Below are 13,622 nucleotides of genomic sequence, written 5' to 3'. Positions count from 1 at the left end.
AGGACGATACTGCGCTATCTTGTACCTCCCCACCATGGTGGGGAGGGGGACCGCACGACGGCAGCTTGCTGCCTAGATGCGGTGGTGGGGGTCCTGGGGTAAGTATAATCTCAACACCCTGCCGCCGAACTGCCCCCTAGAAGACGAGGCACCCGACCACAAGCAAGCCAGGGAGGTACAAATTTATCTACCGGCAACATTCCAAAAAACCATCCGCCTTCCTCCCCTACTCCACCAACCCCCAGAAGGCCGCCTTGCGACCATGGCTGGCCTTGAGACGCGCATCATAGGCCTCATGCGTCTCCATGCCGTCAAAGTCATCGATGCGCGGCGCAAGCCTGCGAATATCGGCATAATAGGCGGCGGCGCGTTCGTAATCGTGCGTCTGAAATCCGGTCAGGATCATGTCGATCATCCGCCGCAACAGGATCGTTGCCGCCAGCGGATAACGCGTCTCCAGCTTTTCCGCCGCCGGGGCCAGCACCTCATCGGCATGGCCGTCGATCTCGCCCGCCCGGCGCAGCACCACCCGCGCCGCCCGGTCGAGCGACGGCCAGCGGACCAGAAACGCCAAAGCCGCCTGCGCGTCGCGAACGGTTTCCACCTGATCCAGCGCCGCGTCCTCGGCTTCCACATCGTCAAAATCGGGCAGGCGTTTCAGATAGGCACGCAGATGGTCGGGATTGAGCGTGCGGTGAAATATCTGCAAGCGGAAGGCCTGCGCCGCATCAGTCCGCCCCAGAGCCTGCAACACCTCCAACCGCACCGCATCCCATTCGGGCGGATGAACGCCCCGCGCCACATCCAGCGCGGTCAAAGCCTCTGCCGCCCGCCCAGCCTTGAGCAGCCGATCGGCGATGTGCGCCGCGACATCGGGCAGGCGCGGATCGGGCTGAAGCGCGATATAGGCATCGACATCGCCCAAGGCATCAGCAATGGCCAGCAGGGCCAGACGCACCGCGTGGGCGCGCGGCTGACGCTGAGGGGCGTCACGAACCTGGCTGCGATTGCGCCGCCAGCGCGATGTCTTGCGGCTGCGGGTCGGTGCGCGTGTATCGGGCTGGCCCGCACCGGCCAGGACCGACGCCCGCACCTGACGCAGCCCGTCCGCTCCCAGGGCCGTCGCCACAGCGGCAATTACGCCATTGGCCTGGCCGTAGCCGTTGCCGAGCACGGCATCGACCACGCGCGGCGCCAGCTCGTCTAAGGACGGGCGGGCCTCGGTGGCAATGGGCCCCAGATCGTCACAGGCCTGGCGGAAGATGGCCAGCACCTCGCCCGACGCATCGGCCGCGCGGTCCAGCACGCCGTCGGCCATGGCGATGAACTGCCACATAAGGTCAAGCGCCTCGGCGGGCGACGCCTTGGCCACCTGCTCGACGATCAGGCGGCGCTGGGTATTGAGGTCGGATTTGAACCCTTTCAGGCTGCGCCAGCCGACCGTGACCGTCGCCGCCGCTATAGCGGTCAGGCGTTTGCGGATCTCGCGGATCAGCTTGTCAGGGCTGTCCAGCCCCGCCAGTTCCATGCGTAACAGGCGCTTGGCATTGGCATTGCCGGTGCTGATCTCCATCAGCAGTTCCGCCAGACGCCCCGCGCCCAGGGCTTCGAGATTGCTTGCGTTCAGAGTCGTTTTTGAAGCCATCCCGCCAGTCTATAGCAGATGCGCCGCAAGGCAAATGCGGCGCTTGAGCTGAAAATTAGTAACTCGGGCGGCGCGGGCTGCGCATGACGAGACCCAGCACGATACCGATACCCAGGCTGATCAGGGCCGCCGGCACCGGATTGCCGCGCACGCGGTCGCTCAGGTGATGCGCCGCGTCCTTGACCTCGTGGCGGGCCTTGTCGGCGAAATGGCGTATCTTGTCATTGGCGTGGTCGGCATAGCTAGACACATCGTCAGCCGCATCACTGATCAGCTTTTCAGCGTGGCTAGCGGCGGCGTGAATGTCGTGGCGGGCGGTTTTGAATTCGTCGCGGGCGTCATTTTCGGCGCTGGCTTCGGTGGTTTCGGCAGCGTGCTTGGTGAAGGCGGAAAACATGAGCTGGGCCCTTTCTAGTGTTGAACCTGTGGCGCACACAGGCGCCCCGGGCTCATCTAGGCGCAGGCCGTGATCGAAAGCGATGGCGGGATATGGCTGCAAATATAAGGCGGCCGTAGGGAGGCCAACTCTACGCCGCAGACCCGGCTTGCTCCCGGCTTGGCCACACCCCGGACATGGCGGCGCGCAGGGCCACAATGACGGTCAGGCAGCCGAACAACAGCATGGCCATGGGCGTGCGGTGCCAGCCTTCGATATGCAGGATATAGGTCAGAATGCCCCAGACCATCCAGCCGGTGAACAGCCACGACAGCAAAAACCGGAAGACCCCGCCGCCGACGCGGTAGGCCACCGCCATCAACAGCGCTGCATAGGGCACGATCAGGATCATGTCGTAATCGAGGATGCGCGGCGTCATCAACGGCACCAACCCCATGCCGAACAACAACCGTTCGTCGTCGTCCATCCGGCCCCAATGGGCGATGGCCATCCCGGCCAGGGTCATGACCGCCATGAAGCCCAACGCCAGTTGCCAGTTCAAATCCGACTTGCCCGGCACATGAAAGACGAAATTGGTCAGTTCGAACCAGCCCATGCCCGGCTGGCGCGCCAGGGTCACCGAATGGAGCGTCTTCTGCCACGCCTTGCCGTAATGGCCATCGGTCAGGATCATGATCTGGTTGACCGCCACGCCCGCCACCGCGCGCCACGAAAAGGCGAAGCCGCGCCGCCACAGGGCGATGTCGTCGAGCAGAAAGATAACGAAATAGGCCAGGAAGGTCGGCTTGACGCACGAACAGAGCAGCACCGTCACCGTGAACGGCCAGCGCGCATAGCGCCATCGCTCGTCGCCGGCGTCATCACCCGCCCCTTGCCCCGGCCGGAAAAAGAACAGGCTGGCCAACACCATGGCGTGCATGACGATACCGACATTGGCGCACACGAAGGTCATGGGCGTCAGGGCGGCAAAGGCCAGCCAGCGCCAACGGATATCGATACCGTCGAAGCGCTTCACCAGCGCAAACCACAACAGGAACAAAGTCGCCGGTGCCAGGAGCGCAATCAGGAACAGGGTCCGCGCCCCATTGATGCCCAGCGCGTCGATGAACGGCACGAACAGGTGCGCCACCTGCGGCGCGTAGACATAAGCCGCCGGACGGTTGCCGCCGCAGCTCGGCGGGTGGATAGCATAGGGCGAATGGCCGGACGCCAGCGTCTTAGCCCCGCACAGCACGGCGTCGATATCCATCAATATCCACGCCCCATGCGTCAGCATGTGGTACAGGCCCGCCACCACCGGCCAGGCGCAGAACAGCATGAAAAGCAGCAGTAGCGGCTTGAACCCCGTCAGGCGGCGCAGAACGGTCAGGGCATCCACAGGTTACTGGGCCTCGAATTCATGGCTCTGGCGCAGGTGCTCCAGAATGATTTCACGCACGTCGTCATCGACTCCGGCCAGGTCGATATGGGCGTCACCACTATCGAGCATGCGGATTTTCACCCGCTCTCCCATATAGACGAAACTATGGATCTTGGGCCCGAACAGGCGTTCGCGGCGGACCTCGAACCGGACGCCGAGCGTCTGCTCAATCGCGGCCTGCAACGGCTCAAGCGGAATACGCGTCCGCCCCTTGGGCCGCGGGAACGACACAAGGCCAAAACGACGTTCATCCAGGATGAAACGCACAGGTGCAGGTCTGTCAAACGACATGTTCTATGCCACTTTAAATCCGGTCAAAACAGAAAAAGCTCCCCGATACGCCCGCCGATAATCCAGGCAAGCCAGAGATTACCCTTCGAGTAACGTATCCCAATACAGGTAGTCTATCCAACTTTCGTGAAGATAGTTAGGGGGAAAACGCCGCCCCAATTCCTGCAACTGATACATTGTCGGCCGGTGTGGGTTTTTTGTCGGCATCATGCGTGCCTGCTGGGGAGTTTTTCCCCCTTTGCGCAAGTTGCACGGCGCGCACGCCGTCAGGATGTTGGTCCAACTGCTTTTGCCGCCCTGGCTTACGGGCACGACGTGATCAAAGGTCAGGTCTTCGGCAATGCCGCAATACTGGCACGAAAACTGATCGCGCAGGAAGACATTGTATCGGGTAAAGGCCGGCGGGCGGTTCTGGTCGATATAGGTCTTTAGCGACACCACGCTGGGCAGCCGCATCTTCATCGACGGCGAATGGATTTCAATGTCGTAGGTCGACACCACGTCAACGCGGCCTTCGAAGACGGCCTTCACGACATCCTGCCACGGCTTGGTCGACAGTGGATAATAGGACAAAGGGCGGAAATCGGCATTGAGCACGAGCGCGCGCCAATCCGAAGGCGGGCTTTTCAGAATCTGCATGACAGTCTCCTGTCAGCGGAAAGCACTCTCATCACAGTATGTTTGAAGACGTATCCTCCTTAGGCAAGCAGGTTAGTCACTGTGGATAGTTTGAGCCCGATTCCAGAGAAAAGAAACCCAATTTTTTATGACGGGAAGGTTAATGTGGCGGTGCGGGAAGATCGCGCACCAAGGTTCTGGAAAGGCGCCCCCGCCTGCCCTATGTTGCGGGCATGTTTCGCGCCCGCTTCGCCCCCTCGCCGACCGGCTACCTCCATCTCGGCCACGCCTATAGCGCCCTGACCGCGTTCGACGCTGCCCATAGCCAGGGGGGCGAATTCATCCTGCGTCTGGAAGACATCGACCACACCCGCTGCCGCCCGCCCTATGAAGCCGCCATCTATGACGACCTGGCGTGGCTTGGGCTCGACTGGCCCCGCCCGGTCCTGCGCCAAAGCGACCACCTGGCCGACTACGCCGCCGCGCTGGACACCCTGAAACAGCTGGGCGTCCTCTATGCCGATACCCGCACCCGCAAGGGCGAAGCCGAAGCCGCCCTCAGCGCGCCGCAAGGTGAAGCGATTGCCGACAACGGCCTTGCCACGCCCGCCTGGAAGCTGTCGCTCGATGCCGCCCGCCGTCATCTCGGAAGCCGCTATGACGACCTCAGCTTTACCGAACATGGCGAAGCGCGCCGCGCCGATCCGTCCCTCAACGGCGACGTCGTATTGGGGCGTAAGGATATAGGCGTCGCCTACCATCTGGCCGTGGTCATCGACGATGCGCGCCAGGGCATAAGCCGCGTCATTCGCGGTCATGATCTCTATGAAGCCACTCACACCCAGGTGCTGATTCAGGCCCTGCTGGGACTGCCGACGCCGCAATACGCCCATCACGCCCTGCTGCTCGACGATCGGGGCCGCCGCCTGGCCAAGCGCAAGGGCTCAAAGGCGCTGCGCGACTATCGCCAGGACGGCCTGACGCCCGACGATATCCGCGCCCTGATCGCCGCCACGCCGAAAGAGTGATTTAATAAAGCAAGACACCCCACCACCCCGCCCTTCGGGCGCGGTCCCCCTCCCCATCATAGATGGGGAGGTCCTATGTCTTGCACCTCCCCAACTTGCTTGGGGAGGGGGACCGCACGAAACGCGCAGCGTTGAGATGTGGGGGTGGGGCGTCTTGCTGTAGCCTAAAACTGAAACGTCCGCAGGGCTTGCGGCGCGAAGACCATCCACGCCACAAACAGACCATAGAGCAAGCCGATCGCCGCCAGCCACCGGCTATCGACCTTCGCCTTGTTGAGACGGAACACGCTCCACAGCACGATGATGGCCAGCCCCGTGATCAGGCCCGAAACCAGAAGCGTCCCATCAAATCGCCACGGCGTAAAGAACAGGCCGAGCGCCGACGGTATGGTCGCCTGGATCATCATGGCGCCGGAAATATTGGCAAGCGCCAGCCGCTCCTTGCCCTGACGGACCCAGATGATGGCGTTCATGATTTCCGGCAGCTCGGTCGCCACGGGGCTCAGCAACAGGGCAACGATGTGCGGCGACAAACCGGCAAAATGGCCGATGGCCTCAAGCTGGCCGACAAACAGATGAGAGGCAAAGGCGATGACGCCAAGCGCCAGACCGGCCTGCAACCCGGCCCAGGCCAGGCTGGGGTTCCCTGGTCGGATTTTCAACGGCTCCAGATCGTCTTCCTCGGCGCTGCTTTCGCCGCTATTGATCTCGCGCCAGACATAGAGGGCGTAGGCGGCCAGGAACAAAAGGCCGAGCCACGGCTTGATGGTGAAGGCAAACAGACCGAGCGCCACCTTGACCACGAAGATGGCCAGGAAAGACAGCTGATCGCGCGCCAGTCCCGCGCCATCGACATCGACGCCGTGATCGGCCCGCCGTAACTTGCGTTTATTGAGCCAAAGCGCCAGCCCGACCACGCCATAGGCGACGGTGGCCAGGACCAGCGGACCGCCCATGGCGGCGCCGACGCCGATGTCCTTTTGCTGGGCCGTCTGGCCGAAGGCGACGGCGGTGAAGGTAACGGCACTTTCCGGCAAGGCGGTGCCGAAGGCGGCCAGGACGGTGCCGACGGCGGTGGCGCCCAGATTGAGGCGTTTGCCAAACCATTCGACGCTGTTCACGAAATACTCACACGCGAAATAGATCGCGGCGGCCGAGCCCAGGAAAAGGGCGATAGTCAGGAGCATGGTGTCATTCACGGGCCGGGCAAGCTAAAAAAACCAATGGCGCAAAGATACGGCTCACCCGGCGAAGGTGTCGCATCCCTGACCAAAGGTCTTGCCTGCTGACGAAATCGTCAGTGCCTGCGCCATGAACCTGCGGGTCCAAGTGTGTTGACGCGTGCCCGTCGCGAACGACGGCGGCTACTCCCCAATGACAGTGTCTCCGTTATGCATGATTTCGCCCCTGCCGCAATCCCTGACGCGCCATATTTGAAGATGAACCTGAAAAACAGGCCCGGATTGGGCATGAAAAAAGCGCAGAGCGGCCTTACGCCACCTGCGCTTTTCCAGTCAGTATAACGGTCCGAAGACCGCAATGCCTTAAGATGCGATCTTACAGAAGCTGAATGTCGACCGCAGCGGTCTTGCCGCGCTCGTTCTGCAACTCGTAAGATACCTTCTGGCCGTCGGCCAGGCCTTGCAGGCCGGCGCGTTGAACAGCGGAAATGTGAACGAAGACGTCGTTGCCGCCTTCTGAGGGCTGGATGAAACCGTAGCCCTTGGTGGTGTTAAACCATTTGACCGTACCTTCGGCCATGTGCGCTCTCCTTGGGTCTCGAGCTGTTACGAGGCGTGAGGCTTTTACCCCCCACAAGACAATCGTGTATCTCGGTAGCAGCGGGCGAGACTGAACGGCATGCGGCGCGGGCGCCGAACCCCTTCAAATCCCTTTAGCGTAGGCAGCCAGACTAACGGATTGTGGAGATATTAAGCCGCAGGTTTTTTAAACGGTCAAACAGAAATGTGCCGCAATTGGCGAATCTGACGTGTATTTTACCGGAAATTTGATCAAAATGCTGCAGTTTGCGAGATTATTTATCGCTCCCCGCTGCGTTCCGGGCGCGAAAGGTGCTACATCCGTCCCCCCGCCTTGCGTTTTCGCCGAGCCTTTTCCATGCGCCTGCCCGCCTTCGATACCCGCTTCCTCAACACCTGGCTGCTGAAACACGCCCTGTCCCTGCCGGCGGCGGTGTTGCGGTTCGTGTCGGGCGGTGGGGTGGTTCACGTCGCGGGCCGCACCCTGGATCCCCAGATTCAATGCCTGTGGCGCAGCCTGTACAGCCAGACCTCCGGCCGCACGGGGCTCAGCCTGACCGCCAAGAGTCTGGAAACCGCGCGCCAGGAGTGGCAGGACGCCGCCGCCCTGTTCGGCCTCCCCGCTGATATACGCGTAAGATTCGAAACCATCGGCGGCGAAGGGGCGGCCGCCGGGACCATTCCGCGCGGCCTGCTGATCCGGCCGATGCGGGTGTCCGAAGACGCCCCGCTCCTCGTCTTCTTTCATCAGGGCGGCGGTGTGTTGGGCGGCCCGGACCTCAGCCGCGCCTTTGCTGTCCGGCTGGCGCACCAAGCCCGCTGCCCGGTCTTCCTGCCCGAATACAGGCTGGCGCCCGTGCACCGCTTCCCCGCCGCGCTCGATGACGCCCGCGCCGCCTTCGACTGGGCCCAGGCCAATGCCGTGCGCCTTGGCGCACCGTCGGGCCGGGTCGCCATCGGCGGCATACTGACCGGCGCAGGGCTCGCCCTGCGCGTCGGCCTGGACCTGCGCCGCGATTTCAAGCCCGCACCCGTGGCGCAACTGCTCGTCACGCCCCTGGCCGACCTCAGCGATACGCGCATCGCGGCCAATGCGGCGCTTGGCCTGTGGCCGCTGTCGAGCGCGGATATCGACCTGTTGATCGGACATTATGCCGGCGGTGGCGCCAGCCTGACCGATCCGCGCCTGTCACCGGCGCTGGAGCCACTTCTGGTGGGCCAGCCGCGCAGCTTCGTCGTGTCCGCCGGTCTCGACCCTCTGGCCGATCAGGCTGAAGCCCTGGTTCAGCGCCTGATGGCAGCCCGCGTCCAGACCGTCTATCGCCGCTACGACACCCTGCCGCTCGGCTTCGACCTGTTCGCGGCCGTGGTCGATGCAGCCGCGCAAGCCACCGATGACATCGCCGAAACCTGGGTCGAGTTGCTGCGGTCGGGCCAAGGAGAGGCAGGGCCAGAGGCAGAAACCGGCAGCGATGCGGCGGTGGCGTGATGGACCTGTCGCGCCTCTATGACGATATGACGGTTCAGGCCGGTCCGCCGCCGGTCGATACCTGGCATCCCCCATTCTGCGGCGATATCGACATGGTGATCCGGCACGACGGCACCTGGCATTACAACGGCACGCCAATCGCGCGGCACGCCATGGTACAATTGTTCAGCCGCATCCTGCGCCGCGACGCAGACGCCTTTTTCCTGGTGACGCCGGTCGAAAAGGTCGGCATCCGTGTCGAAGACACGCCCTTCATCGCCGTCGAAATGACTGAGACCGCGCCCCTCACCTTTCGCACAAATGTCGGCGACATTGTCGTCGTCGGACCGGATAACGCCCTGCGCTTCGACACCGGCGCGGACGGCTTTCGTCCCTATGTCCATGTCCGTGGCGGCCTGGAGGCGCGTCTGTCGCGTGACCTCGCCCGCGATCTGGCCGATCTGGCCCATGTCGAAGACGGCTGGTTCGGTGTGCGCGCCGGTGGTGTTTTCTTTCCCATTTCCCCAGCGGAAACCGCAGTTTAAACCTGACGACCGCGTTCATGCACGGTTCAGGCGACGGGTCATATAGTTATCGTCATTGGGGGTGATTAAGAAAAGGAAATCGCCATGAAACGCTTTTTGACATCTACGGCCCTCGCTGTTCTCGCCGGCACACTGGCGTTCGGCAGCGTTGCCTCAGCAGACCCGCGCGATCATGATCGTTATGATCGCCACGAACGTTACGACCATCGTGATCGCCACGATCGTTATGACCGACATGACCGTTATGACCGCCGCGACGCCTATCGCGATGGATACCGGGACGGCCGTAGTCGCGGCTACCACAATGGCTGGCGCGACCGGTCCGACTGGCGCCGCGGCGGCTATGTCTCCTATGTCGACTGGCATCGTGGGTACGTCGTAGACTATCGCCACCATCATCTGCGCCGCCCGCCGTATGGCTATGAATGGCGTCGCGTCGACAACAACTATGTCCTCGCCGCCGTGGCCACCGGCCTGATCGCTTCGGTGATCCTCAACAGCAACTAAACACATATATGGAAACGGCGCCTCTCACGGGGCGCCGTTTTTGCCTAGAGGTTCAGCCTTGGGGTTTCAGCCCTTGACCATCTTGGCCGCGACCTTATCGTCCAGGCCCAGCGCCTTGAGCGCCGTCAAGGCAATACCGGCGGCATCCAGGCCCGCTTCGGCATACTGGTTCGCCTGACTGTTCTGATCCTGATAGATGTCGGGCAAGGTCAGGGTGCGGACCTTGAGCCCGGCATCCAGCGCGCCTTCGCCCGCCAGGTAATGCAGGACAAACGCACCGAACCCGCCGACCGCGCCTTCTTCGACCGTGATGAGGCATTCGTGATGGCGCGCCAGTTGCAGCACCAATTCCTTGTCGATCGGCTTGGCGAAACGGGCATCGGCCACCGTGGTCGACAGGCCGCGCGCCGCCAGCATGTCGGCGGCCTTGAGCGCATCGGCCAGACGTGTGCCCAGCGACAGAATGGCGATCTTGGAGCCTTCACGCAGGATGCGGCCCTTGCCGATGGCCAGAGGACTGGCCATTTCCGGGATGGCCACGCCGGTCGCTTCGCCGCGCGGATAGCGGAAGGCGGACGGGCCGTCGTTATAGGCCGTGGCCGTGGCGATCATGGCTGCTAATTCGGCTTCGTCGGCCGCCGCCATGATCATCATGTTCGGCAAGGCGCCCAGATACCCGATATCGAAGCTGCCCGCATGGGTCGCCCCGTCGGCACCCACCAGCCCGGCCCGGTCGAGCGCGAAGCGCACCGGCAGGTTTTGCAGGCTGACATCGTGCGCCACCTGGTCGTAGCCGCGTTGCAGGAAGGTCGAATAGATGGTGCAAAACGGCTTCATGCCATCGGCCGCCAGCCCCGCCGCAAACGTCACCGCGTGCTGTTCGGCGATGCCGACATCGTAGCAGCGCGCCGGGAAGACTTCGGCGAAACGGTCGAGCCCCGTGCCCGAAGGCATGGCGGCGGTAATGGCGACGATGCGGTCATCGACCCGCGCCTGCTTGATCAGTTCGGAGGCGAAGACGTCGGTATAGCTGGGCGCATTGGCCTTGGGCTTTGATTGTTCGCCGGTGATGACGTCGAACTTGGCAACGCCGTGATACTTGTCCGGCGACGTTTCGGCGGGCGCGTAGCCCTTGCCCTTTTGCGTCACGACATGGACCAGCACCGGACGGTCATTGATTTCGCGCACGCGCGTCAGGACGGTCAGCAGGTGCTCCATGTTATGGCCGTCGATCGGCCCGACATAGTAGAAGCCCAATTCCTCGAAGAAGGTGCCGCCCGTGACATAGGTGCGGGAAAATTCTTCGCTCTTGCGCACCAGCTCGAAGATGGAGCGCGGCAGCCGCTCGGCGACGCTCTTGCCCCAGCGGCGAACGGCCTGATAGGCCCCGCCCGACACCAGATTGGCCAGGTATGCGCTCATCCCGCCGACCGGCGGCGCAATCGACATGTCATTGTCGTTGAGGATGACGGTCAGGTTGCGCGTCGTTTCGGCGGCGTTGTTCATCGCCTCATACGCCATGCCCGCCGACATCGATCCGTCGCCGATCACGGCGATGACCTTATTATGTTCGCCCTTCTGGTCACGCGCGGCGCAAAAGCCGAGCGCGGCGGAAATCGAGGTCGCCGCGTGGGCCGCACCGAACGGATCGTAGACGCTTTCGCTGCGCTTGGTGAAACCCGACAGGCCGCCGCCCTGGCGCAGGGTACGGATGCGGTCGCGCCGCCCGGTCAGGATCTTGTGCGGATAGCATTGATGCCCGACATCCCAGATCAGGATATCCTTCGGCGTCTCGAACACATGGTGCAGGGCGACGGTCAGTTCGACCACGCCAAGCGCCGAGCCGAGATGGCCGCCGATCTTCGACACCACGTCAATGGTTTCGGCGCGCACTTCGTCGGCCAAGGCCTTGACCTGCACGGGGGTGAGATCGCGGATATGCTCGGGTTGGACAAGCGTATCGAGTATAGGGGTTTCAGGCATTCAATAAACGCAACCGGTTGCTGGCGTAACGGCAGTCTCAGTTGCGCCGATTAAGTACGAAGTCAACACTTTCGCGCAAGTATCGCGCCCTTGCGCCGAAAATATCAAGACGGGATTTGGCCTGCTCCGATAAAATCTGTACACGGCTTTTCGCCTCGTCCAGTCCAAGCAGGGTGACGAAATTCGTCTTGCCCTTGGCGGCATCCTTGCCACCCGCCCCCTTGCCCAACAAATCGGGATCGCCTTCGACGTCAAGCAGGTCGTCGGCAATCTGGTAGGCCAGTCCCAGATCCTGGGCAAAATGCATCAGGGCCATGCCGTCCTTTTCAGGCGCATCGGCGATGATCAGCGGTATCTGGAAGGCATAAACGATCAGCGCGCCGGTCTTCAGCCGCTGCATTCGCGCCACCCCGCCCAGATCGTCCGACACGCCAATCAGGTCGATCATCTGGCCGCCCGCCATGCCTTGCGCGCCCGATGCCTGGGCCAACATACGGATCAGGTCAACGCGGACCTGCGGGTCTTCGTGCGTGTCTTCCGAGGCCAGGATTTCAAAGGCGACGCTTTGTAGCGCATCGCCGGCCAGGACGGCGGTCGCCTCGTCATAGGCGCGGTGAACGGTCAACTGCCCGCGGCGGATATCGTCATCGTCCATGCACGGCAGGTCGTCATGGATGAGCGAATAGGCGTGGATGCATTCCAGCGCGCAGGCGGCGCGCAACACGGCGTTTTCCTCGGCGTCAAACAGGCGCGCGGCCTCCAGCGCGAAGAAGGGGCGCAACCGCTTGCCGGGGCCCAGTGCCGCATAGCGCATGGCTTCGGTCAGGCGGGCCTCCGGCCCTTCGCCGCGCGGCAGCAATTCATCCAGCGCCATCGTCACCAGATCGGCCGTTTCGGCCATGCGCGCCATCAGCGGCGGCAAATCGGAATTGGCGGCGACGGGGGTCAAGATGAGACGGCTCCTGTTTTGGTGTTTTCCGGATTTCGGCTTCGAAACCCGGCAAGGGCGGCAATTTCTAAAAAAAATCGGGCGCCCGAGCTTATGCGAGGTAAGCCTCGCGGCGTTTGAGCGACCTTAAGAGAACTCGGCAGGCGCCACGCCTTCGACGGCGCCGGCCTTGTTGAGCGAAATCTTTTCGACCTGCAGGCGCGCCGCTTCCAGCCGCGCCTCGCACAGGGCCTTCAGGCGTGCGCCTTCCTGATACAGTTCCAATGATTTTTCCAGCGGCGCCTGACCGGATTCCAGTTCGGTGACGATCTTTTCGAGCTGCTTCAACGCATCTTCGAAGGAGAGTTCAGTGGTTTCGCTCATGATCGTGTCCTGACTTCGTAGCGGCGGCAACCCCAGTATTTGAACCCCTGCTCCAGAGCCTTTATATAGCCCATTTTCTTCAGTTCAATACTGATCATCAAATTGAAAAAGCCGTGGGCCAGAACCAGCACGTCGCCCCCTTCGCGCGCCCGGTCCATAAGGAACTCCGCTGCGGCCCGCGCGCGTGTCTTGGCCTGGTCCCGGCTTTCCTGTCCTTGATGGACGTTGAAATACCACCACCACACCCGCGCCATGAAGCCCCATCCCCAGGAATTGGGCGACAGCTTGATGAAGGAGGGAAAATGCGGCGGCGGCAGCGGCGCTTCGATCAGCATGTCCAGCGATTCGAACGCGCGGTCACCGCACACGGCGCGCGCCGTCTCTACGGAGCGTCGCAGGGTGGAAGAATAGATGTAGCGGGCCTCACGCGCGAAATCGTGCAGCAGCGGCGGCGGCGTCTGTCCGGCCAGCAGCCCGGCCTGATCGTATTTGGCCCACCACGCTTCATAGCCACGCCAGTCGAACTTGACCCGCCGCGACAGATTGGGCTCGCCATGGCGGACAAGGGTAATCGCGCCGATAGTCCCGGCGGCCGTCTTTCCCTTATCCATCGTATTCGTGTCGCGCAACAGACCCCCAAACCGGCAG

Annotated in this window: 15 protein-coding genes and 1 riboswitch; of the genes, 4 read left to right on the top strand and 11 right to left on the bottom strand. The window is 62.8% G+C overall.

Annotated elements, in window-relative coordinates; all coding sequences use genetic code 11:
• Nucleotides 1–226: 226 nt before the first annotated feature.
• The 5 genes from AEAC466_RS37150 to AEAC466_RS37130 form a co-directional block, all read right to left on the bottom strand.
• Nucleotides 227–1,645 carry a DUF6880 family protein gene (locus AEAC466_RS37150; protein ID WP_023458978.1) on the bottom strand — a complete coding sequence of 473 codons (1,419 nt, stop codon included), beginning with the start codon at nt 1,643–1,645 and terminating at the stop codon, nt 227–229.
• A 55-nt stretch (nt 1,646–1,700) separates the two neighbouring features.
• Nucleotides 1,701–2,042 (bottom strand): DUF883 family protein, encoded by a 342-nt coding sequence (locus AEAC466_RS37145; RefSeq protein WP_023458977.1) that lies wholly within the window; start codon nt 2,040–2,042, stop codon nt 1,701–1,703.
• A gap of 130 nt (nt 2,043–2,172) precedes the next feature.
• Complete coding sequence (locus AEAC466_RS37140) at nt 2,173–3,420, bottom strand: hypothetical protein (RefSeq protein WP_023458976.1); 1,248 nt, start codon at nt 3,418–3,420, stop codon at nt 2,173–2,175.
• Nucleotides 3,421–3,423: 3 nt separating this feature from the next.
• Entirely contained in the window at nt 3,424–3,753 is a 330-nt protein-coding gene (locus tag AEAC466_RS37135) for a hypothetical protein (RefSeq protein ID WP_235074306.1), read from the bottom strand.
• Between the two features lie 78 nt (nt 3,754–3,831).
• Nucleotides 3,832–4,392: an HNH endonuclease gene (locus tag AEAC466_RS37130; RefSeq protein WP_023458974.1), complete on the bottom strand. Its 561-nt coding sequence runs from the start codon at nt 4,390–4,392 to the stop codon at nt 3,832–3,834.
• A 212-nt stretch (nt 4,393–4,604) separates the two neighbouring features.
• Here AEAC466_RS37130 and gluQRS point away from each other — a divergent pair, with 212 nt between their 5' ends.
• Entirely contained in the window at nt 4,605–5,399 is a 795-nt protein-coding gene (gluQRS, locus tag AEAC466_RS37125; protein WP_023458973.1) for a tRNA glutamyl-Q(34) synthetase GluQRS, read from the top strand.
• Between the two features lie 164 nt (nt 5,400–5,563).
• Here the strand turns inward: gluQRS and AEAC466_RS37120 are convergent, their stop codons facing one another.
• Complete coding sequence (locus tag AEAC466_RS37120) at nt 5,564–6,586, bottom strand: sodium:calcium antiporter (protein WP_023458972.1); 1,023 nt, start codon at nt 6,584–6,586, stop codon at nt 5,564–5,566.
• Nucleotides 6,587–6,683: 97 nt separating this feature from the next.
• A riboswitch (yybP-ykoY riboswitch) is annotated at nt 6,684–6,784 on the bottom strand.
• Between the two features lie 172 nt (nt 6,785–6,956).
• Nucleotides 6,957–7,160 carry a cold-shock protein gene (locus AEAC466_RS37115; RefSeq protein WP_023458971.1) on the bottom strand — a complete coding sequence of 68 codons (204 nt, stop codon included), beginning with the start codon at nt 7,158–7,160 and terminating at the stop codon, nt 6,957–6,959.
• Between the two features lie 357 nt (nt 7,161–7,517).
• Here AEAC466_RS37115 and AEAC466_RS37110 point away from each other — a divergent pair, with 357 nt between their 5' ends.
• The 3 genes from AEAC466_RS37110 to AEAC466_RS37100 all read left to right on the top strand — a co-directional run bounded on the left by AEAC466_RS37110 (nt 7,518) and on the right by AEAC466_RS37100 (nt 9,679).
• A complete protein-coding gene (locus AEAC466_RS37110) occupies nt 7,518–8,648 on the top strand; it encodes an alpha/beta hydrolase (protein WP_023458970.1) in 1,131 nt (376 codons plus the stop codon).
• A complete protein-coding gene (locus AEAC466_RS37105; RefSeq protein ID WP_023458969.1) occupies nt 8,648–9,172 on the top strand; it encodes a DUF1285 domain-containing protein in 525 nt (174 codons plus the stop codon). The genes AEAC466_RS37110 and AEAC466_RS37105 overlap by 1 nt, the downstream gene beginning before the upstream one ends.
• An 84-nt stretch (nt 9,173–9,256) precedes the next feature.
• Nucleotides 9,257–9,679: an RcnB family protein gene (locus AEAC466_RS37100; RefSeq protein WP_023458968.1), complete on the top strand. Its 423-nt coding sequence runs from the start codon at nt 9,257–9,259 to the stop codon at nt 9,677–9,679.
• Nucleotides 9,680–9,745: 66 nt separating this feature from the next.
• Here the strand turns inward: AEAC466_RS37100 and dxs are convergent, their stop codons facing one another.
• From dxs to AEAC466_RS37080, 4 genes are all read right to left on the bottom strand, one after another.
• Nucleotides 9,746–11,662: a 1-deoxy-D-xylulose-5-phosphate synthase gene (dxs, locus tag AEAC466_RS37095; RefSeq protein ID WP_023458967.1), complete on the bottom strand. Its 1,917-nt coding sequence runs from the start codon at nt 11,660–11,662 to the stop codon at nt 9,746–9,748.
• 37 nt (nt 11,663–11,699) lie between these two features.
• Nucleotides 11,700–12,611, bottom strand: coding sequence for a polyprenyl synthetase family protein (locus tag AEAC466_RS37090; protein WP_023458966.1), 912 nt, complete (start codon nt 12,609–12,611; stop codon nt 11,700–11,702).
• A 126-nt stretch (nt 12,612–12,737) separates the two neighbouring features.
• Nucleotides 12,738–12,974: an exodeoxyribonuclease VII small subunit gene (locus AEAC466_RS37085; protein WP_023458965.1), complete on the bottom strand. Its 237-nt coding sequence runs from the start codon at nt 12,972–12,974 to the stop codon at nt 12,738–12,740.
• Complete coding sequence (locus AEAC466_RS37080) at nt 12,971–13,603, bottom strand: histidine phosphatase family protein (protein WP_235074303.1); 633 nt, start codon at nt 13,601–13,603, stop codon at nt 12,971–12,973. Before AEAC466_RS37080 ends, AEAC466_RS37085 begins: the two co-directional genes overlap by 4 nt.
• Nucleotides 13,604–13,622: the final 19 nt, after the last annotated feature.

The sequence above is a fragment of the Asticcacaulis sp. AC466 genome (assembly GCF_000495815.1).
Classification (GTDB): Bacteria; Pseudomonadota; Alphaproteobacteria; order Caulobacterales; family Caulobacteraceae; genus Asticcacaulis.
The sequence above is the reverse complement of the archived record's forward strand: the minus strand, read 5'-3'. Positions and strand labels throughout refer to the sequence as shown.

Coding starts and splice junctions, on each gene's coding strand:
- AEAC466_RS37150 (WP_023458978.1), bottom strand. CDS start 1,645: ATGGCTTCAAAAACGACTCTGAACGCAAGCAATCTCGAAGCCCTGGGC.
- AEAC466_RS37145 (WP_023458977.1), bottom strand. CDS start 2,042: ATGTTTTCCGCCTTCACCAAGCACGCTGCCGAAACCACCGAAGCCAGC.
- AEAC466_RS37135 (WP_235074306.1), bottom strand. CDS start 3,753: ATGTCGTTTGACAGACCTGCACCTGTGCGTTTCATCCTGGATGAACGT.
- AEAC466_RS37130 (WP_023458974.1), bottom strand. CDS start 4,392: ATGCAGATTCTGAAAAGCCCGCCTTCGGATTGGCGCGCGCTCGTGCTC.
- gluQRS (WP_023458973.1), top strand. CDS start 4,605: ATGTTTCGCGCCCGCTTCGCCCCCTCGCCGACCGGCTACCTCCATCTC.
- AEAC466_RS37120 (WP_023458972.1), bottom strand. CDS start 6,586: ATGCTCCTGACTATCGCCCTTTTCCTGGGCTCGGCCGCCGCGATCTAT.
- AEAC466_RS37115 (WP_023458971.1), bottom strand. CDS start 7,160: ATGGCCGAAGGTACGGTCAAATGGTTTAACACCACCAAGGGCTACGGT.
- AEAC466_RS37110 (WP_023458970.1), top strand. CDS start 7,518: ATGCGCCTGCCCGCCTTCGATACCCGCTTCCTCAACACCTGGCTGCTG.
- AEAC466_RS37105 (WP_023458969.1), top strand. CDS start 8,648: ATGGACCTGTCGCGCCTCTATGACGATATGACGGTTCAGGCCGGTCCG.
- AEAC466_RS37100 (WP_023458968.1), top strand. CDS start 9,257: ATGAAACGCTTTTTGACATCTACGGCCCTCGCTGTTCTCGCCGGCACA.
- dxs (WP_023458967.1), bottom strand. CDS start 11,662: ATGCCTGAAACCCCTATACTCGATACGCTTGTCCAACCCGAGCATATC.
- AEAC466_RS37085 (WP_023458965.1), bottom strand. CDS start 12,974: ATGAGCGAAACCACTGAACTCTCCTTCGAAGATGCGTTGAAGCAGCTC.